The 17,559-nt window shown below is 73.8% G+C and carries 17 protein-coding genes; 12 read left to right on the top strand and 5 right to left on the bottom strand.

The genetic code is table 11. From position 1 onward, the window contains the following. Positions 1-229 precede the first annotated feature (229 nt). Entirely contained in the window at positions 230-571 is a 342-nt protein-coding gene (locus H1D33_RS17145; protein WP_181572181.1) for a hypothetical protein, read from the top strand. A 5-nt stretch (positions 572-576) separates the two neighbouring features. Here the strand turns inward: H1D33_RS17145 and H1D33_RS17140 are convergent, their stop codons facing one another. Genes H1D33_RS17140 through H1D33_RS17130 form a run of 3 tightly spaced genes read right to left on the bottom strand, consistent with a single transcriptional unit; the run spans position 577 to position 3,636 of the window. Continuing rightward, positions 577-1,758 carry a DNA-processing protein DprA gene (locus H1D33_RS17140; RefSeq protein WP_181572182.1) on the bottom strand — a complete coding sequence of 394 codons (1,182 nt, stop codon included), beginning with the start codon at positions 1,756-1,758 and terminating at the stop codon, positions 577-579. After that, positions 1,755-3,275, bottom strand: coding sequence for a YifB family Mg chelatase-like AAA ATPase (locus H1D33_RS17135; protein WP_181572183.1), 1,521 nt, complete (start codon positions 3,273-3,275; stop codon positions 1,755-1,757). Before H1D33_RS17135 ends, H1D33_RS17140 begins: the two co-directional genes overlap by 4 nt. Position 3,276: 1 nt before the next feature. Continuing rightward, positions 3,277-3,636 carry a YraN family protein gene (locus H1D33_RS17130; RefSeq protein WP_181572184.1) on the bottom strand — a complete coding sequence of 120 codons (360 nt, stop codon included), beginning with the start codon at positions 3,634-3,636 and terminating at the stop codon, positions 3,277-3,279. Between the two features lie 226 nt (positions 3,637-3,862). Between H1D33_RS17130 and H1D33_RS17125 the strand changes: the two genes are divergently transcribed. The 8 genes from H1D33_RS17125 (at position 3,863) to H1D33_RS17090 (ending at position 12,530) form a co-directional block, all read left to right on the top strand. Next, complete coding sequence (locus H1D33_RS17125; RefSeq protein ID WP_181572185.1) at positions 3,863-4,831, top strand: hypothetical protein; 969 nt, start codon at positions 3,863-3,865, stop codon at positions 4,829-4,831. 274 nt (positions 4,832-5,105) lie between these two features. Further along, positions 5,106-6,011 (top strand): 30S ribosomal protein S2, encoded by a 906-nt coding sequence (gene rpsB / locus H1D33_RS17120; RefSeq protein WP_181572186.1) that lies wholly within the window; start codon positions 5,106-5,108, stop codon positions 6,009-6,011. Between the two features lie 126 nt (positions 6,012-6,137). Next, complete coding sequence (tsf, locus tag H1D33_RS17115; RefSeq protein ID WP_181572187.1) at positions 6,138-6,965, top strand: translation elongation factor Ts; 828 nt, start codon at positions 6,138-6,140, stop codon at positions 6,963-6,965. A gap of 154 nt (positions 6,966-7,119) precedes the next feature. Next, entirely contained in the window at positions 7,120-7,887 is a 768-nt protein-coding gene (pyrH, locus tag H1D33_RS17110) for a UMP kinase (RefSeq protein WP_091064271.1), read from the top strand. 86 nt (positions 7,888-7,973) lie between these two features. Further along, entirely contained in the window at positions 7,974-8,531 is a 558-nt protein-coding gene (frr, locus tag H1D33_RS17105; RefSeq protein WP_181572188.1) for a ribosome recycling factor, read from the top strand. Between the two features lie 261 nt (positions 8,532-8,792). Continuing rightward, a complete protein-coding gene (locus tag H1D33_RS17100) occupies positions 8,793-10,034 on the top strand; it encodes a phosphatidate cytidylyltransferase (RefSeq protein ID WP_181572189.1) in 1,242 nt (413 codons plus the stop codon). Between the two features lie 104 nt (positions 10,035-10,138). Further along, positions 10,139-11,284, top strand: coding sequence for a dual-specificity RNA methyltransferase RlmN (gene rlmN / locus H1D33_RS17095; RefSeq protein WP_181572190.1), 1,146 nt, complete (start codon positions 10,139-10,141; stop codon positions 11,282-11,284). A gap of 22 nt (positions 11,285-11,306) precedes the next feature. After that, a complete protein-coding gene (locus H1D33_RS17090; protein ID WP_181572191.1) occupies positions 11,307-12,530 on the top strand; it encodes a DivIVA domain-containing protein in 1,224 nt (407 codons plus the stop codon). Positions 12,531-12,603: 73 nt separating this feature from the next. Here the strand turns inward: H1D33_RS17090 and H1D33_RS17085 are convergent, their stop codons facing one another. After that, positions 12,604-12,828 (bottom strand): DUF2631 domain-containing protein, encoded by a 225-nt coding sequence (locus H1D33_RS17085; protein ID WP_181572192.1) that lies wholly within the window; start codon positions 12,826-12,828, stop codon positions 12,604-12,606. A 259-nt stretch (positions 12,829-13,087) separates the two neighbouring features. On the opposite strand from H1D33_RS17085, the gene H1D33_RS17080 reads away from it, so the two are divergent. Both H1D33_RS17080 and H1D33_RS17075 read left to right on the top strand, forming a co-directional pair. Then, positions 13,088-14,668, top strand: a complete 1,581-nt coding sequence (locus tag H1D33_RS17080; protein ID WP_181572193.1) for a Rieske 2Fe-2S domain-containing protein — start codon at positions 13,088-13,090, stop codon at positions 14,666-14,668. A 108-nt stretch (positions 14,669-14,776) separates the two neighbouring features. Next, positions 14,777-15,412, top strand: a complete 636-nt coding sequence (locus tag H1D33_RS17075; RefSeq protein WP_181572695.1) for a TMEM175 family protein — start codon at positions 14,777-14,779, stop codon at positions 15,410-15,412. 54 nt (positions 15,413-15,466) lie between these two features. On the opposite strand, the gene H1D33_RS17070 is transcribed toward H1D33_RS17075, so the two are convergent. After that, positions 15,467-17,062 carry a phytoene desaturase family protein gene (locus tag H1D33_RS17070; protein ID WP_181572194.1) on the bottom strand — a complete coding sequence of 532 codons (1,596 nt, stop codon included), beginning with the start codon at positions 17,060-17,062 and terminating at the stop codon, positions 15,467-15,469. A gap of 68 nt (positions 17,063-17,130) precedes the next feature. Between H1D33_RS17070 and H1D33_RS17065 the strand changes: the two genes are divergently transcribed. After that, on the top strand, positions 17,131-17,550 hold the full coding sequence (locus H1D33_RS17065) for a 50S ribosomal protein L7/L12 (protein ID WP_181572195.1): 420 nt from the start codon (positions 17,131-17,133) through the stop codon (positions 17,548-17,550). Positions 17,551-17,559: the final 9 nt, after the last annotated feature.

Below are 17,559 nucleotides of genomic sequence, written 5' to 3'. Positions count from 1 at the left end.
CGGGCCGGGCACCGCCGGCCGGATTCGTGTCACGGCTCCGGGTGCGCCTGTTGCGGCCCGGGCGACCACGGACGCACCCGAGCCCGGGAGCCCGGTCGCGTCGACGGGGTGGTCGGAAGGGTTCTGGACAGGGAAAATCCTGGTGGGAAGGGGTCGGTGCCGGTGACCTGGCGTCGGCCGGCCGGGGCGTCGCCGCGACGGTGACGCCGGCGCGAGGAGGGACCGGAGCGTGGGAGTGGATGCCGTGCTCTACCGGCGGGTGCGCGCCGGCACCGACCGCCGCCGGTCGTCGTACGTGTCGATCGAGGTGGTGGCGGACCGGCAGGACGTGCTGCTCGACCTGCTCACCCGGGTGCGGGGCGGCGGGCGGACCCCGATGTTGGACCGCGTCGCGCCCCTCGGCGAGCTGACCGTGGACGCCACACAGGTCCCGCACCTGCTCACCGAGCTGCGCTGCCTGCTGGAGGCGGCCCGCGCGCCGCAGGAGGTCGACCAGATCCGCCGGCTCGCCCGGCTCGCCCACCGCTGTCGGGAGGGGCGCGACGTCGAGCTGCGGTTCGAGGGCGACTGACCCGCTCACCGCTCGGGCCGGTCGGGCGGCGCGAGCGCGTACCCGCCGTCGCGGCGCACCACCAGGGCCAGCTCCTCCAGCATGGACAGTTTCCGCATCGCGGTGCGCAGGTCCACCCCGGCGCGCGTCGCGACGCCCTCAAGGTCGAGCGTCCGGCGGCGGGGCAGCGCCTCCAGCACCTGGGTCGCGTCGTCGTCGAGCCGGTCCCGCGGGCGCTCCGGGGCCCGCGCGAGCGGCGCCAGGTCGTCCCCGATCCGGCCGACCTCCTCCAGCACGTGCGCGACGCCGGTGACCAGCCGGGCGGAAGACCTTTCCCGGAGCACCTGATGCCCGCCCACGGACATGGCCGAGGTCACCGGGCCGGGCACCACCATCGCCGGGCGTGCCAGGCCGAGCGCCCGGTTGAGGGTCTGGGTGGCGCCGCTGCGGGCGGCCGCCTCGACCAGCACCGTGCCCCGGGTCGCCGCCGCGATGACCCGGTTGCGGACGAGGAACCGTGGCCGAAGCGGCTCGGCGCCCGGCATCCACTCGCTCACCAGCAGGCCGGTCTCCGCGATCCGGTCGAACAGCGCGGCGTTGCCCATCGGGTAGGGGCGGTCCAGGCCGCAGGCCAGCACCGCGACCGTGCGCCCGCCCGCGGCCAGCGCCCCGCGGTGCGCCGCCGAGTCGATGCCGAACGCCCCGCCGGAGACCACCGTCCACTCCCGGTCGGCGAGCCCGTAACCCAGTTCGGTGGCGACGTGCGAGCCGTAGGGGGTGGCCGCCCGGGCACCGACCACGGCCACCGAGCGGTCCAGCGCGTCGCCGAGCGGCCAGGCGCCGCGTACCCAGAAGCAGAGCGGCGGGTCGGTCTCCACGTCGACCCGCCGGACGGCCTCGGGCAGGACCAGGTTGCGCAGCTCGGCGACCTGTGGCGGCCACTCGTCGTCCTCCGGGGTGACCAGCCGCGCGCCGAGCCGCTCCCCGCGCGCCAGCGCCTCCGCCGCGACCGCCCGGGCGTCGCCGGTGGCGGTGCGCGCCGCCACCGCCGCCCGGAGCGTCCGGTCCGGTGCGCCGCCGGCCAGCAGCCGGTCGAGCGCGTCCACCGGCCCGAGCCGCTGGACGAGTCGGTGCACCGACCGGGTGCCCGGCTCGGCGAGCCAGGTCAGCGCCACCCGGGCAAATCTGCGGTCCTCGGCGCCCGTCACGTGCCCTCTCCCGTCCTGAAGTGGATGGCCTCCTCGATGTCCTGCTTCTCGGGTCGGTCCCGCCCGTCCAGGTCGGCGACGGTCCAGGAGAGCCGGAGCACCCGGTCGTATCCGCGCGCCGACAGCGAGCCGGTGTCGAGGCGGCGGCGTAGCTCCCGGGTGATCCGGGCCGGCAGGTGCCACGGCGGCCGGCGCAGGTGCGGGCCGGGGACGTCGGCGTTCACCCGGTGCCCGGTGGGGGCCCAGCGGTCGGCCGCGGCCCGGCGCGCCTCGGCGACGCGGGCGGCCACGGCGGCGGAGGACTCGTGCGGGGCGCCGGTCTGCAGCAGCTCGGCCGCCCGCACCGGCATCAGCCGGACCTGCACGTCGACCCGGTCGAGCAGCGGCCCGGACAGCCGCCCCAGGTAGCGCCGCCGGGCCTGCGGGGTGCACTCGCAGTCGACGTCGCCGGACGGCTTGGCGCAGGGGCAGGGGTTGGCGGCCAGCACGAGCTGGCTGCGGGCCGGGTATTCGGTCGCGCCCCGGGTGCGGGCGACCCGGACCCGGCCGCTCTCCAGCGGTTGACGCAACGCCTCCAGCGCGCCCTTGGCGAACTCGGGCGCCTCGTCGAGGAAGAGCACGCCGCGGTGGGCCAGTGACACCGCGCCGGGGCGGGCCAGCCCGGAACCGCCGCCGACAAGCGCCGGCACCGTGGCGGTGTGGTGCGGCGCCTGGAACGGGGGACGGCGCAGCAGGCCACCGCCGGGCGGGAGCAGGCCGGCGATCGAGTGCAGCGCGGTCACCTCCAGGGCGGCCTCGTCGTCCAGTTCGGGCAGGATCGACGGCAGGCGCTCGGCGAGCATCGTCTTGCCGGCGCCGGGCGGGCCGAGCAGCGCGAGGTGGTGGCCGCCGGCGGCGGCGATCTCGAGGGCCCGGCGACCGAGCGGCTGCCCGGCGACGTCGCTGAGGTCGGGGCCGGCGGTCGCGTCGGCCGGTGACCTCTCGGGCGGGACGAGCAGGGGTGTGCCGTCGCGGACGTGGGCGACGAGCCGGTGCAGGGTGTCGACGGCGCGTATCCGCACGCCGGGGATGACGGCGGCCTCGGCGGCGTTGCCGGCGGGCACCACGACGCTCGGGTATCCGGCCCGGGCGGCGGCGGCGACCATCGGCAGGGTGCCGCGGACCGGCCGGACGGTGCCGTCGAGGCCGAGTTCGCCGAGGATCACGGTGGCGTCCAGGGCGACCGGGGGTAGTTCGCCGGAGCCGGCGAGCACGGCCACCGCGATGGCGAGGTCGAACGCGGAGCCGTACTTGGGCAGGGTGGCCGGGAGCAGGTTGAGGGTGATCCGCCGGTTGGGCCACTTCTGGCCGGAGTTGACGATGGCGGCGCGGACCCGGTCGCGGGCCTCGTGCAGCGCCGTGTCGGGTAGGCCGGAGATGACGACGGCGGGCAGGCCGGGGGCGAGGTCGGCCTCGACCTCGACCACGTGCCCGGCCACGCCGGCCAGGCCGACGCTGAGAACCTTGGCGTAGCCCATGTCAGAACGCGCCGCGGAGGTGTTCGACCCGGGCCCGCCCGGTTGCCGGCAGCCGCACCGAGAGCACGTCGAAGCGGACCTCGTCGGCGGTGGTGCCGGTCTCGGCGAGCCAGCGGGCGGCCAGGCCGCGCAGCCGGCGCGCCTTGGTCCGGACCACCGCCTCGGCGGGGGAGCCGTATCGCTCGGTGCGTCGGGTCTTCACCTCGCAGAAGGCGAGGACCGGGCCCTCCCAGGCGATGATGTCGATCTCCCCGTCGGGGCAGCGCCAGTTGCGGGCGATCGGCCGCAGCCCGGTGTCGATCAGGTGCCGCAGCGCGCACCGTTCGCCGTACGCGCCGACGGCCTGGTTCCGGTTCGTCATGCCGGCCAGGATGCGGGCGGCGGGCCGCCGGCCGGTGTCCCGCCGCCACCGGCCTGTGGACAAGGGTGCGGTTGTGGACGGGCTCACGATCTTCATCTCGTTCTGCTAGCGGCCCGGTGCCGAGACGGTCACCCGGCGTCACCTGACCACCACCGGCCGGAGCGGCGCTGAGCTGCGGCGACGTCACGGCCGATCCGAATGGCGCGGCTGGTGCCGGTCGCATACCGTGCCGGTCGTGGACGGACGACGCAGCTACCCCGAGGATCAGCAGGAACCGCGGTGGGGCGACCGCGGGTACGAGTCGAACTGGCGCGCCGCAGGTGAGCCGCGCTACCGCGACGACGACTACCGCGCCCCGGAGCAGCGCGCCGGTGAGAGCCGCTACGGGGGATACCCCGCCGCCGATCCGCTGGTCGACGACACGAGCGGTTGGCGGTCGCAGCGACCGGACGACCCGGAGGTCTCCGGTGAGCTGCCCGGCCGAGCCGGTCGCCGGGCGGCCCGCGAGGCGGCCGGCACGCCCGGCGAGGACCCGCTCGGCGCGGTGTCCCGCAGCGGCGTGGACGCGCTCGGCACCGGTGCGCGCGGCGCGAACCCGCTCGGCGCCCGAGGCGCGGACGCGCTCGCCGGCAGCCCCGACCCGGCCCGTCCCGGCCCGCTGGGCGGCTACCCGATCGTGGACACCGGCCGGTCGGCCGAGCCCGCCACGGCCGGCGGGACGCAGATCTCCCTCGGCGGCCGGACGGGTCCCGGCGCGGCCACCCCGTTGACGGTGGGCGAGCGGCCGGCCGGCGCGGCGGACCCGGCCGCGCCGCCGGTGAACCCGCTGGAGATGCCGACCGGCCCGATGCCGGCGGTGGTGCCCCGGACGGAGGGGCCGCCGCCCGGTGACGGCGTCTACCGGACCCGTCGTCCGGCGCTCGCGGTGCTGCTGGCGGCGTTGGTGGTGGTGCTGGAGGTGCCGGCGTTGCGGGTGCTGCTGCACGGGCTGGTGGGCGACCCGGTGTCGGCGTCGCACGTCGTGGTGGGCACGTTCCTGGTGGTCGGGCTGCCGATCTTCGGCGCCGGGCTGTACGGGCTGCGCACCGGTGGGCTGGCGCTCGCCGACGGCAGCCGCGGCTGGCTGCGCCCGCCGACCGCCTACCTGACCGTCGGCCTGGTGCTCTTCGTCGCGGCGGCCCTCGCGGCCCGCTGACCGTCGGCGGCGGCGCACGTCGGGGCCGCCCGCCGACCGCAAGATCAGGCAGGACTCCGCACCCCGGGGCCGGGGTGCGGAGCGGGCGCGTACACTTGGCAACGGCGACCGCCTCGCGCGGTCGACCTCGCGTGCCCTCTCCACGGTCTCCCGTGGGGCGACGGCCTCCCTGGTCCCGGTTCTTCCACCCGGGCCCACCCTGGCCGGCGACCGGGCGCCAGGCGTCCGGCCGCCGGCCGGACGGACAACCAGGGACACAGTAGGAGTACCCACCATGGCCGTCGTGACCATGCGTCAGCTGCTGGAGAGCGGTGTGCACTTCGGGCACCAGACCCGCCGCTGGAACCCGAAGATGAAGCGCTTCATCTTCACCGAGCGCAACGGTATCTACATCATCGACCTGCGCCAGACCCTCGACTACATCGAGAAGGCGTACGAGTTCATCCGCACCACCGTCGCGGGCGGCGGCAGCATCCTGTTCGTCGGCACCAAGAAGCAGGCCCAGGAGGCCATCGCCGAGCAGGCGACCCGGGTCGGCCAGCCGTACGTCAACCACCGCTGGCTCGGTGGCATGCTGACCAACTTCCAGACCGTGTACAAGCGGCTGCAGCGGATGAAGGAGCTCGAGGCCCTGGGTGACCTGAGCGGCACCGCCGCCGGTTACACCAAGAAGGAGACCCTCCAGCTCTCCCGCGAGAAGATCAAGCTGACCCGCACCCTCGGTGGCCTGCGGGACATGCAGAAGCTGCCGGCCGCGGTCTGGATCGTCGACACCAAGAAGGAGCACATCGCCGTCGACGAGGCCCGCAAGCTGGGCATCCCGGTGATCGCCGTGCTCGACACCAACTGCGACCCGGACGAGGTCGACTTCCCGATCCCGGGCAACGACGACGCCATCCGCTCGGCCGAGCTGCTGACCAAGGTCGTCGCCGCCGCCGTCGCCGACGGTCTGATCGCCCGCTCCGGCCGTAACCGGGGTGGCGACGAGAAGCCCGAGGCGGGCCAGGTCGGCGCCGACGAGCCGCTGGCCGAGTGGGAGCGCGAGCTGCTCGAGGAGCCGAAGAAGGCCGACGAGCAGCCCGCCGCCGCCGCCGAGCAGCCCGCCGCCGCCGCCGAGCAGCCGGCCGCCGAGGAGCCGAAGAAGGCCACCGAGCAGCCGGCGACCGCCGCCGCGGAGTGATCTCGCCGTCGCGTCCCCACCGTCGGCTGTTCCCGGCGGTGGGGCGCGACGGGTACGCCGGGCAGCACCGGCCCGGAACGGGTAACCAGCTCCCCAGACCACCTCACTGACACCGAAGAGAGAGTCATGTCCAACTTCACCGCCGCGGACGTCAAGAAGCTCCGGGACCTCACCGGCGCCGGCATGATGGACTCCAAGAAGGCGCTGACCGAGGCCGAGGGCGACTTCGACAAGGCCGTCGAGATCCTGCGCGTCAAGGGTGCCAAGGATGTCGGCAAGCGGGCCGGCCGCACCGCGGCCAACGGCCTCGTCGCCCACTCCGGCCAGGCGCTGCTCGAGCTCAACTGCGAGACCGACTTCGTCGCCAAGAACGACGCCTTCATCGCGCTGGCCCAGCAGCTCGTCGAGCACGGCGTGACCAGCGGCGCCACCACCGCCGAGGAGCTGCTCGCGAGCAGCATCGACGGCAAGACCGTGGCCGACCTGATCCAGGAGCAGTCCGCCAAGATCGGCGAGAAGCTGGTGCTCAACCGCTTCGCCAAGCTCGACGGCACCACCGCGGTCTACCTGCACCGCAAGAGCCAGGACCTGCCCCCGGCGGTCGGCGTGCTGGTGCAGTTCACCGGCAAGACCGACGAGGCGGCCGACGCGGACGCGCGCGGCGTGGCGATGCAGATCGCCGCGATGCGGCCGAAGTACCTCACCCGCGACGAGGTGCCCGCCGAGACGGTCGAGTCGGAGCGGCGCATCGCCGAGCAGACCGCCCGCGAGGAGAAGAAGCCCGAGGCGGCGCTGCCGAAGATCGTCGAGGGTCGGGTCAACTCCTTCTTCAAGGACTTCGTCCTGCTGGAGCAGGCCGCGGTCGCCGACAACAAGAAGACCGTCAAGCAGGTGCTGGCCGAGGCCGGCATCGAGGTGACCCGCTTCGTGCGGTTCGAGGTCGGCCAGGCCTGAGCCGCCGCCCGGGGCCGTGTCCCGGGCGCAGGGGAAACGTCGACGAGGAGGCCGCCGGTGTACGCGACAGGCACCGCGGCCTCCTCGTCACATAGGGTCGGCAGGGGCAGTTACGCGACGCCCGCGCGCTGCGCGGGGAGAAGGGGCGGGGCGGATGACGCAGGTTGTGAGTGACCGGAGCCTGGCGGAGGACGACCCGACCGCCCCGCCGCCCGGTCGGTCCCGTCGGGTGGTGCTGAAGCTCTCCGGTGAGGTCTTCGGCGGCGGCGCGATCGGCGTCGACCCGGACGTCGTGCAGGGCATCGCCCGGCAGATCGCCACCGTGGTGCGCCGCGGCGTGCAGGTCTCGGTGGTGGTCGGCGGCGGCAACTTCTTCCGCGGCGCGGAGCTGCAGAAGCGGGGCATGGACCGGGCCCGCGCCGACTACATGGGCATGCTGGGCACGGTGATGAACTGCCTGGCGTTGCAGGACTTCCTGGAGAAGGAGGGCATCGAGACCCGGGTGCAGAGCGCCATCACCATGGCCCAGGTCGCCGAGCCCTACATCCCGCTGCGCGCGATCCGGCACCTGGAGAAGGGCCGTGTGGTGATCTTCGGTGCGGGCGCCGGGATGCCCTACTTCTCCACCGACACGGTGGCCGCCCAGCGCGCGCTGGAGATCCGCGCGGACGTGGTGCTGATGAGCAAGAACGGCGTGGACGCGGTCTACACCGCCGACCCCCGGATCGACCCCACCGCGAGCAAGCTCGACTCGATCACCTTCTCCGAGGTGCTGCGCCGCAACCTCCGGGTGGCCGACGCCGCCGCGTTCAGCCTCTGCATGGAGAACGGCCTGCCGATGCTGGTCTTCGGCGCCCAGGGCGACGACACCATCGTCCGGGCCGTCGGCGGTGAGAAGATCGGCACGCTGATCACCGCCTGATCCGGTCCCACCGGACCGGCCGCGGTCCTCTGCCACAGCCTGAGAGCACAGCCCACGACGAGCGACAGAAGGAGGCGAGGAGACCGGTGATCGACGACACCCTCCTCGAGGCGGAGGAGAAGATGGAGCGTGCCATCGAGCACGCCAGGGAGGAATTCGGCGGGATCCGCACCGGTCGCGCCAACGCCGCCATGTTCTCCCGGATCCTCATCGACTACTACGGCAGCCCGACCCCGCTGCCGCAGATGGCGTCCATCGCGGTGCCCGAGCCGCGCATGGTGATCATCAAGCCGTACGACAACTCGCAGACCAATGCGATGGAGAAGGCGATCCGCGACTCGGACCTCGGGGTCAACCCGAACAACGAGGGCAACCAGTTGCGCATCGTGCTGCCGCAGATGACCGAGGAGCGGCGGCGCGAGATGATCAAGGTCGCCCGGCAGAAGGGCGAGGAGGCGAAGGTCGCCGTCCGCAACATCCGCCGCAAGGCCAAGGAAGAGCTGGACCGCCTGGTCAAGGACGGCGAGGTCGGCGAGGACGAGGGCCGCCGCGCGGAGAAGGACCTGGACGACCTGACCCAGCGTTTCGTCGCCACGGTGGACGAGATGATCAAGCACAAGGAGACCGAGCTGCTCGAGGTCTGAGCGGCACGCGTACTCCGTCACGGCACCGCGCCGCCGCCGCCCGGCATCCCGGGCGGCGGCCCGGTGCCGTCGTCGTGCCCGGACGGCGTCCACCCTCGCCGCCTCCCGGGTGCAGTAGGCTCGGCACGATTCGGCGACCACCAGCGGGTGAACGACGGGAGTCGCCCGGCCGTCGGTCCGTCAACAGGAAGTCTCACGCCGGTAGGGGATGGTCTTGGTCTTGCGTCATGTGGTGGCTTTCGTACCGTCTGCCGGTGCGTGATGTCCCACCCCGACCCCTACGGCAGCACCGAGCCGCGCGGCTGGGACCGGCCGGCCCCGGCCCTGCCCTGGCCGGAGACCGACCTGGAGCCCGGCCCGTGGCAGCGGCCCGCCCCCGGCCCGGACGCGTTCGGAGCCGACGCCGGCGCGTACGCCCGGCAAGCCGAGCGGGAAACCTACGCCGACCCGTACCCGGGCGGTCCCTGGCCCGCCGGCGGCCCGCCGCCCGGCGGTCGCGGTCCGCGCGGTGACGACCGGCCGGACGACGAGTTCCCCACCGCCCAGATCGCGCCGGTGCGGGACGAGCCGACCGGCCACCTTCCGGAGGTACGCGACGAGCCGGCGCCCGAGCCGCCGTCCGGTCGCCGGTCGAAGGGCCGCCGCCGGGCGAGCGCCGAGCGCCCGCCGACCACCGCGCCCCGGGCGTCGAAGGCGGGGCGCAACCTGCCGGCGGCGATCGGCGTCGGCGTGGGCCTCGGCGCGGCGATCGTGGTGCCGCTCTTCTTCTTCCTCCCGGCGTTCCTCGCCGTGCTCGCCGCCGCGGTGGCGATCGGCATCTGGGAGATGGCCCGGGCGGTACGCCGCAGCGGCGCCCACCCGCCGCTGGTGCCGCTGGTCGCCGGCGGGGTGATCATGATCGGGCTGGCCTGGTTCGCCGGCCCGGACGCGCTCTGCCTCGGGCTGCTGGTCACCGTGCTGGGCACGATGATCTGGCGGCTGGGCGACGGTCCCGGCAACTACCAGCGGGACCTGACCGCGGCGACGCTGATCGTGGTCTACGTGCCCTTCCTGGCCGGATTCGCGGCCCTGCTCGCGGCCGCGCCCGACGACGGTCACCTGCGGGTGCTGGTCACGCTGGTGGCCGTGGTGCTCTCCGACACCGGCGGGTACGCCGCCGGGGTGGCGTTCGGCAAGCGCCCGATGGCCCCGAAGATCAGCCCGAAGAAGTCCTGGGAGGGCTTCGCCGGTTCGGTCACCGCCGCCGCGGTGGGCAGCGCGCTGCTGCTGTGGCTGCTGTTCGACGTGGCCCCGTGGTGGGGCGCGCTGTTCGGGGTGGCGATCTCCTGCGCCGCGGTGCTGGGCGACCTCGCCGAGTCGATGATCAAGCGGGATCTCGGCGTCAAGGACATGAGCAACCTGCTTCCCGGCCACGGCGGCCTGATGGACCGGCTCGACTCCATCCTGTTCGCGGTGCCGACGGCGTACCTGCTGCTCGCGGTGTTCGTGCCGGTGGTGGGCTGAGGGATGGATCACCTCCGCGAAGCGGGGCCAACCGGCCGGTCGGGGGCGATTCGGCACCCGCGGACGGGTGCGTCCGGCCCGGCCCGTGTCAGACTGGACGCGCCATGACGAGCCTCCCGCTGATCTCCGTAGACCCCGACGCCCGCGGCCGCCGGCCCGCGATGCCTCCCCGTCACCTCGCCGACCTGGACCTGCCGGGTCGGCAGGCGCTCGTCACCGAGCTGGGCGAACCGGCCTTCCGCGCCAAACAGGTCTCGAACCACTACTTCGGCCGGCTGGTGCGCGACCCGGAGCGGATGACCGACCTGCCGGCGGCGACCCGGGCGAAGCTGGCCGGCACGCTGCTGCCCACCCTGCTCAACCCGGTGCGCGAGCTGGCCTGCGACGACGGCGCGACCCGCAAGGCGCTCTGGCGGCTGCACGACGGCTCGCTGGTGGAGAGCGTGCTGATGGGCTACCCGGACCGGGTCACCGTCTGCATCTCCAGCCAGGCCGGCTGCGGCATGGCCTGCCCGTTCTGCGCCACCGGCCAGGCCGGGCTTACCCGCAACCTCTCCACCGCCGAGATCGTCGACCAGGCGGTCTACCTGGCCGGGGTGGCCGCCTCCGGGGCGGTGGCCGGCTCGCCGCCGCGGCTGTCGCACGTGGTGTTCATGGGCATGGGTGAGCCGCTGGCCAACTACGCGCGGGTGGTGGCGGCGATCCGCCGGCTGGTCGCGCCGGCGCCGGAGGGACTCGGCCTGTCCCAACGTCACATCACCGTTTCCACGGTCGGGCTGGTCCCGGCCATCCGCCGACTGGCCAGCGAAGACCTCTCGGTGACCCTTGCGTTGTCGCTGCACGCCCCCGATGATGAGCTGCGCGACGAACTCGTCCCGGTCAACCAGCGCTGGAAGGTGTCCGAGGTGCTGGACGCGGCGTGGGACTACGCGGCCACGACGGGACGTCGCGTGTCCATCGAATACGCGATGATCAAGGACGTGAACGACCAGCCGTGGAGAGCCGATCTGCTCGGGCGGCTGCTGGCCGGCAAGTTGGCCCACGTGAACCTGATCCCGCTCAACCCGACTCCGGGCAGCCGTTGGGACGCCAGCCCGAAGCCGGTCGAGCGGGAGTTCGTCCGGCGGTTGCGCGACGCCGGGGTGTCCACCACGGTGCGGGACACCCGGGGCCGCGAGATCGACGGGGCGTGTGGGCAGCTCGCCGCGGCCGAGGACACGGACAGCGACCCCCGCGCGGCAACGGCGTAGCGGTACGAGACCAGGAGACATAGTGGCGAGTCAGGGTCAGCGTTTCCGGCGGAAGGCGCTCCGCCGGGGATACAAGGTCGACGAGGTGGACGCCTTCCTGGACCGGGTCGAGGCGACCCTCGACGGTCAGCCGGTCGGCGCGCCCGTCGCCTCCCAGGAGGTCCACGACGTCGTCTTCCGGGTCCGGTTCAACGGCTACGACGAGTGGCAGGTCGACCTGCACCTCGACCGGGTCGAGCGGCAGCTCGCCGAGCTGGAGGAGCGCTCCGGCGGTCCCGGCGGGCGGGCCGGCGATCCCCGGATGGCCGACCGGCTCGGCCCGCCGATGCGCGACGACCGTGGCCTGTCCCCGGTGCCCCAGCCGCCGATGCCGCCCCGGCAGATGCCGGCCCAGGCCGGCCCGCCCGCCGACCGCTACGGCAACCGCTACGACGAGCCGACCGGCGCGTTCGCCGGTGGGTACGACGGCCCGCGCGGTGGCTACGACTCGCCTCGTGGCCCGGCCGGTCCGGGCCCGATGGGCCCGGGTCCGGGTGCGCCGCTCGGGCACGGCGGCCCGCCGCAGCGTGGCCTGCCGCCCGGCCCGGGTGGTTACGGTCCGCCGGACCAGGGTCCGGGTGGCTATGGCCCGCCGGACCAGGGCCCGGGCGGCTACGGCCCGCCGGACCAGGGCCCGGGCGGCTACGGCCCGGAGCCCGGCCAGGGTGGCTACGGCGGCCCCGGCGACCGCTTCGACGGCTTCGAGGCCGGCCGGCACGGTCGCGCCGACATGACCGCCGAGATCCGGATGCCCGAGCGGGAGCTTCGTGAGCTGCGCGGGCGCGGCCCGGCCGGCCCGCCGGCGCTGCCCCAGCAGGGCTACGGCCCGCCGGACCCGGGTTACGGCCCGCCGGAGCCCAGCTATGGCGGCGGCCCGTCGATGACCGGCCCGCCGCTGGTCGGCCCGCCGGCCGCCGGCCCGCCGATGGTGGGTCCGCCGATGGCCGGCCCGCCCGGCAGCGACCTGCACCGGGTCGACCAGATCCGGCGCAGCTTCCAGGTCCGCCGGTTCGGCAGCGGGTACGACCCGGACCAGGTCGACCGGTTCTTCGAGACGCTGCTCGGCGGCATGCAGGGGCGCAACGCGATGCCGGTGAACCCGAAGGACCTCGACACGCTGCGCTTCGGGCTGGTGCCTGGCGGCTACTTCGAGGCGGAGGTCGACGCCGCGCTCAAGGACGTCCAGGACATCCTGCTCGGCCGCTGAGCCGCCTACGACGCGGAAAGGGCCCGCACCCGTGAGGGTGCGGGCCCTTCGCGCGTACCGCTGGCGCCGTGCGTCAGGACCGCAGGCCGTTGCGGCGCAGCACGGCGTCGCCGATGACGATGGCGAGCAGCAGCGCGGCGATCCCGAACAGCCAGATGTGCTCCACCCGGCCTTCCTCGGTGCCGCAGAGCGCCATCAACACCAGGGCCACCGCCGACACCACCGCCCCGATCCGCCCGGACTTGCGGTGCCCCGGCTTGTGCTGATCTGGCGCGGTTACCGGCTCGTCTCCTGCCACTGTCGGTCCTTCCCTCGCGATCGGATCTCCGGCTAGTCTGGCACGCCCCCCGGCGGCCCCGGCGCAGGGTCCGGCCGGACGGGACGCGGATGACCCGGGCGGGCGACCGCGGGCGGGCGCGACGGCGGGCGCATCGGCCCGGGCCGTTGGACCCGTCCCGGCCGGGTCGACGGGCACTACGGGCGTCGCGGGACGGTGGCCAGACTGTCTCCGGTAGCGTCGGGGCGTACGCCTGATGCCTTTTCCGAGGGGGACTACGGTGCGAGTGACCGGTACGGGCCACGCCAGCATGCGGATCGACACGCCCGCGGGCAGCATCCTGTGCGACCCGTGGGTCAACCCCGCCTACTTCGCCTCGTGGTTCCCCTTCCCGGACAACTCCCTGCTCGACTGGGCGACGCTGGGCCAGGTCGACTACCTGTACGTGTCGCACCTGCACCGGGACCACTTCGACGCCAAGCACCTGCGCGACGTGATCTCGAAGGACGCGACCGTCCTGCTGCCCGAGTTCCCCACCTCCGAGATGGAGGACGAGCTGCGCGAGCTGGGCTTCACGAAGTTCCTGAAGGCTCCGAACGAGCAGGTCGTGGAGCTGCCCGGCGGGCTGAAGATCATGATCCAGGCGTTGACCAGCCCGACCGACGGCCCGATCGGCGACTCGTCGCTCTGGGTGGAGTACGACGGCGTCCGCCTGCTCAACCAGAACGACGCCCGACCCACCGACCTGACCGTCTTCGCCGAGTTGGGCCACGTGCACGCGCACATGCTCCAGTTCTCCGGCGCGATCTGGTACCCGATGGTCTACGAGCTGCCGCAGTCGGCGAAGACCGCGTTCGGCAAGCAGAAGCGGGACCGGCAGTTCGACCGCACCTGGCGCTACATCGACGACCTGAAGGCCGACAACGTCTTCCCGATCGCCGGCCCGCCGTGTTTCCTCGACGACGAGCTGTGGCAGTTCAACGACATCTTCGGCGACGAGGGCAACATCTTCCCCGACCAGTCGGTCTTCCTGTCGGAGTACGCGAAGGTCGGCGGCACCAACGGCATCGTGCTGCTGCCGGGCAGCGTCGCCGAGGTCACCACGTCCGGTGCGACCACCACCCATCCCCAGCCGGTCGAGGAGTTCTTCGCGAACAAGGTCGCCCACCTGGAGGAGATGCGGGAGCGCAAGCGCGGCGTCATCGAGGCCGAGAAGGCGTCCTGGCGGCACCCCGAGGTCGACGTGCTGGGCGAGATGAAGCGCCGGATCGAGCCGCTGCTGGACGAGTCGATCTACCTGGCCAAGGGCGTCGGCGGGCCGGTCCGCTTCGACCTGGTCTCCTACGACGGCAACGACGTCGAGTCGATCGTGGTGGACTTCCCCGGCAAGGAGGTCCGGCCGTACGCGGACGAGAAGGTCCGCTACCGGTTCCGGACCGAGCGGGCGTTGGTCGAGCACCTGCTGCACATCGGTGAGGTCGACTGGGTCAACTCGCTCTTCCTGTCCTGCCGGTTCTCCGCGGCCCGCATCGGCCAGTACAACGAGTTCGTCTACGCGTTCTTCAAGTGCCTCTCCGAGGAGCGTCTCCAGTACGCCGAGGGCTGGTACGACGAGCACGAGCGGGCGGTCGACGCGGAGGACATCACGCTCGACGGCTGGGTGGTGCAGCGGCGCTGCCCGCACCTGAAGGCGGACCTGAGCCGGTTCGGCATCGTCGACGGCGACCAGCTCACCTGCCAGTTGCACGGCTGGAAGTTCGACCTGGCCAGCGGCCGTTGCCTGACCAGCGTCGGGCACAAGATCCGCGCCCACCGGGCCGACGAGGAGACCCCGGCGCCGGCCGGGGACGCGATCATCTGACGCTTTCGCCCCGCCCGCCGCCTGAGGCGCGCGACCATCGTGGTGAGGGGGCGGCGGGTGACGGGTGCGGACAGGGAGCCGGGTTACCGGTTCGGGCGCAGCAGCGAGATGGCGCGCGACGCCTCCCGGGTGGAGGCGTTCAGCGACGCGGTGATCGCCATCGTGCTCACGCTGATGGCGGTCGAGCTGCTCCAGTTCGGCCCGGACGCGCCCGACGGCAAGGGGTTGCCGGCCGCGCTGGCGCACGAGTGGCGGGCCTACCTGGCGTACGTGATCACCTTCGCCGTGGTGGGCCAGGTCTGGCTGACCCACCACAACATGTGGCGGTACGTCTGCCGGGTCGACCAGATGCTGCTGGTGCTGAACCTGCTGCTGCTGATGTTCGTGGCGGCCATCCCGTTCACCGCGAACCTGCTCGCGGACAACCTGCGCGGGACGCCCGGTGAGCAGCGGCTGACTGCCGCGCTCTACGTCGGCACGGTGCTCGGCGAGGCGATCTTCTTCAACCTGAGCTGGTGGTGGGCGCGCCGCCGTGGCCTGCTGCACCCGGATCTCGACCCGAGCCTGGCCCGGGCGGTGGCCCGCCGGTTCCGGCTCGGCCCGCTGCTCTACCTGGTCGCGTTCGCGGTGGTGTTCGTCGACCCGATCCTCAGCCTGCTGGCGTACCTGCTGCTGGTCGGCCTCTACGTGATCCGCGGCCCCGGCGACCTCCCACGCGCCGGCCAGGAGGCCGCTTCGCCGTGACGGTGTTAGGCGGGGGCCCCGCCTATACCGAAAGCGTTAACCGGGGCCCCCGCCTTACATGTCGGCGAGGATGCGGCGGGCGGCGTTGTGGCCGGCGGCGCCGATCACGCTGCCCGCCGGGTGGCAGCCGGCGCTGCCGGCGTAGACGCCGGGAACGCCTGTCGCGTACGGCATCCGGTCGGTGAACGACACCGTGTTGTCGACGTGGTGGATGTGCCCGCCGGTGATGCCGAAGTGCGCCTCGATGCCGGGCGGGGGCAGCGGCACCGCGTCCGCGATCAGGTCGCCGGTGCCCGGCGCGTACCGCTCGCAGATCGCGACCAGCCGCTCCACGTACCCGGGCAGCGCCGCGTCCCAGGTGGTGCCGGCCAGCTCGTAGGGGACCGACTGGACGAACAGCGCCGACGAGTGGTGCCCGGCGTCGTCGGACAGCGACGGGTCGACCGTGGTGTGCAGGTACCACTCGATCGTCGGCTCCTCCGGCAGCCGTCCGGCCTGCACGTCGGCCCACATGCCGCGCAGCGCGGCCATCGGCGACGACCCGCCGCCCCCGACCAGCGAGTCGGAGCCGGGGAGCAGGTGGATGGTGGAGCCGAACGGGCTCGGCGCGTCGGCCGGCAGGCAGGAGAAGCGGGGCAGCCCGGTGAGCGCCAGGTTGAGCTTGAGCGTGGTGCCGGGCCGGCGGGCCGCCGTCATCCGCGCGCCCAGCTCCGCCGGGAGCGCGCCGTCGGGCAGCAGCTCCATCAGCCGGTACGGGTCGCACGCGCCCAGCACCACCCGGGCGGCCACCTCGCGGCCGTCGGCCAGCACCACGCCCGACGCGGCGCCGCCGTCCAGCGTGATCGCGCTGACCGGGACGCCGGTGACGATCCGGGCACCGGCGGACCGGGCGGCGTCGGCGAACGTGCCCGACACGGTGCCCATGCCGCCCCGGGCGATCATCCAGGTGCCGCCTGAATCCGGCAATCTACACATATTGTGAACGAGGAAGTTGTGCCCGGTGCCCGGGTCGTCCGGGCCGGCGTTGAGCCCGGACAGCCCGTCGGTCACCGCGTACATGCTGACCAGCAGCTCGGAGCGGAAGTCGAAGCGGGCCAGGTGGTCGGCGACCGAGCCGCGCACCAGGTCCACGAAGACCTGTCGCAGGGCCGGCCGGACGTAGCGCTCGGCGGTCTCCTCGACCGGCAGCGGCTCGGCCAGCCAGGCCGGCGCCAGGTCGTCGCGGAGCTGCGCCAGCTCGGCCTGGAGCGCGTCGTCGGCGGCCACGTCGGCCGCCGAGAACATCTCGGTGAGCTGCCGCCGGGTGGCCGCGGTGTCGCGGCCGAACAGCAGGTACGGCGAGCCCTGCCCGCCCGGCGTGGGCAGGAAGTAGTGCGGGTCGCGGCGCACCACCGGGATGGTCACGTCGAGCGTGGCGAGCAGTTCCGGCGGCATCAGCCCGAGCAGGTACGACCCGGTGGAGTGCCGCAGCCCGGGCACCTTGGGGAACGGGTTCTCGGTGCGGGTGGCCCCGCCGATCACCTCGGCCGCCTCCAGCACCAGCACGTCGAGGCCGGCGCGGGCCAGCAGGATCGCCGAGACCAGGCCGTTGTGCCCGGAGCCGACCACGACGACGTCGGCGCGTGCCGGCAGCTCACTCCCGTCATTCATGGGACCGGAGCCTACTGGCGGGCGGACCGTGGCGGGAGGGTTCGCGGCCGGGCGTTACCGTGGCGCGCATGCCCGAGGGTCCCCAGTTCGTGCTCCTGGCCGTGATCGTCATGCTTCTGCTGCTCCTGTTCGTGTTCCGGCGCCCCGCCGGCCGTCCCCGGGACCTGGTGGCCCCGGACCCGGCCACCCGGGGCGGGCAGGGGGAGGTGCTCCGGCTGGCGCGTGCGGGGCGGACGGTCGAGGCGGTCAAGCTGCTCCGCGAGCAGACCGGGTTGCCGTTGCTGGAGGCGAAACAGGCGGTCGACGCGTTGCGCGCGGGTGGCGTGCCGCCGGCCCGACCCGCCGGCCCGGCCGACCTCGACGACGGGGTGCGCGCCGAGGCGACCCGGCTCACCCACCGCGGGAAGAAGATCCACGCGGTCAAGCTGGTCCGGGACCACACCGGCTGGTCGCTGGCGGAGGCGAAACGGTACGTGGACCGCCTCTGAGGTCACCCC

Origin of the sequence: Micromonospora ferruginea, from assembly GCF_013694245.2 — a bacterium.
GTDB lineage: Bacteria > Actinomycetota > Actinomycetes > Mycobacteriales > Micromonosporaceae > Micromonospora > Micromonospora robiginosa.
This window is presented reverse-complemented; position numbering and strand designations above follow the sequence as displayed.

Coding starts and splice junctions, on each gene's coding strand:
- pyrH (WP_091064271.1), top strand. CDS start 7,120: ATGACGCAGGTTGTGAGTGACCGGAGCCTGGCGGAGGACGACCCGACC.
- H1D33_RS17075 (WP_181572695.1), top strand. CDS start 14,777: ATGGCGCGCGACGCCTCCCGGGTGGAGGCGTTCAGCGACGCGGTGATC.
- H1D33_RS17130 (WP_181572184.1), bottom strand. CDS start 3,636: ATGACGAACCGGAACCAGGCCGTCGGCGCGTACGGCGAACGGTGCGCG.
- H1D33_RS17100 (WP_181572189.1), top strand. CDS start 8,793: ATGTCCCACCCCGACCCCTACGGCAGCACCGAGCCGCGCGGCTGGGAC.
- tsf (WP_181572187.1), top strand. CDS start 6,138: ATGTCCAACTTCACCGCCGCGGACGTCAAGAAGCTCCGGGACCTCACC.
- H1D33_RS17070 (WP_181572194.1), bottom strand. CDS start 17,062: ATGAATGACGGGAGTGAGCTGCCGGCACGCGCCGACGTCGTCGTGGTC.
- H1D33_RS17135 (WP_181572183.1), bottom strand. CDS start 3,275: ATGGGCTACGCCAAGGTTCTCAGCGTCGGCCTGGCCGGCGTGGCCGGG.
- H1D33_RS17065 (WP_181572195.1), top strand. CDS start 17,131: ATGCCCGAGGGTCCCCAGTTCGTGCTCCTGGCCGTGATCGTCATGCTT.
- rlmN (WP_181572190.1), top strand. CDS start 10,139: ATGACGAGCCTCCCGCTGATCTCCGTAGACCCCGACGCCCGCGGCCGC.
- rpsB (WP_181572186.1), top strand. CDS start 5,106: ATGGCCGTCGTGACCATGCGTCAGCTGCTGGAGAGCGGTGTGCACTTC.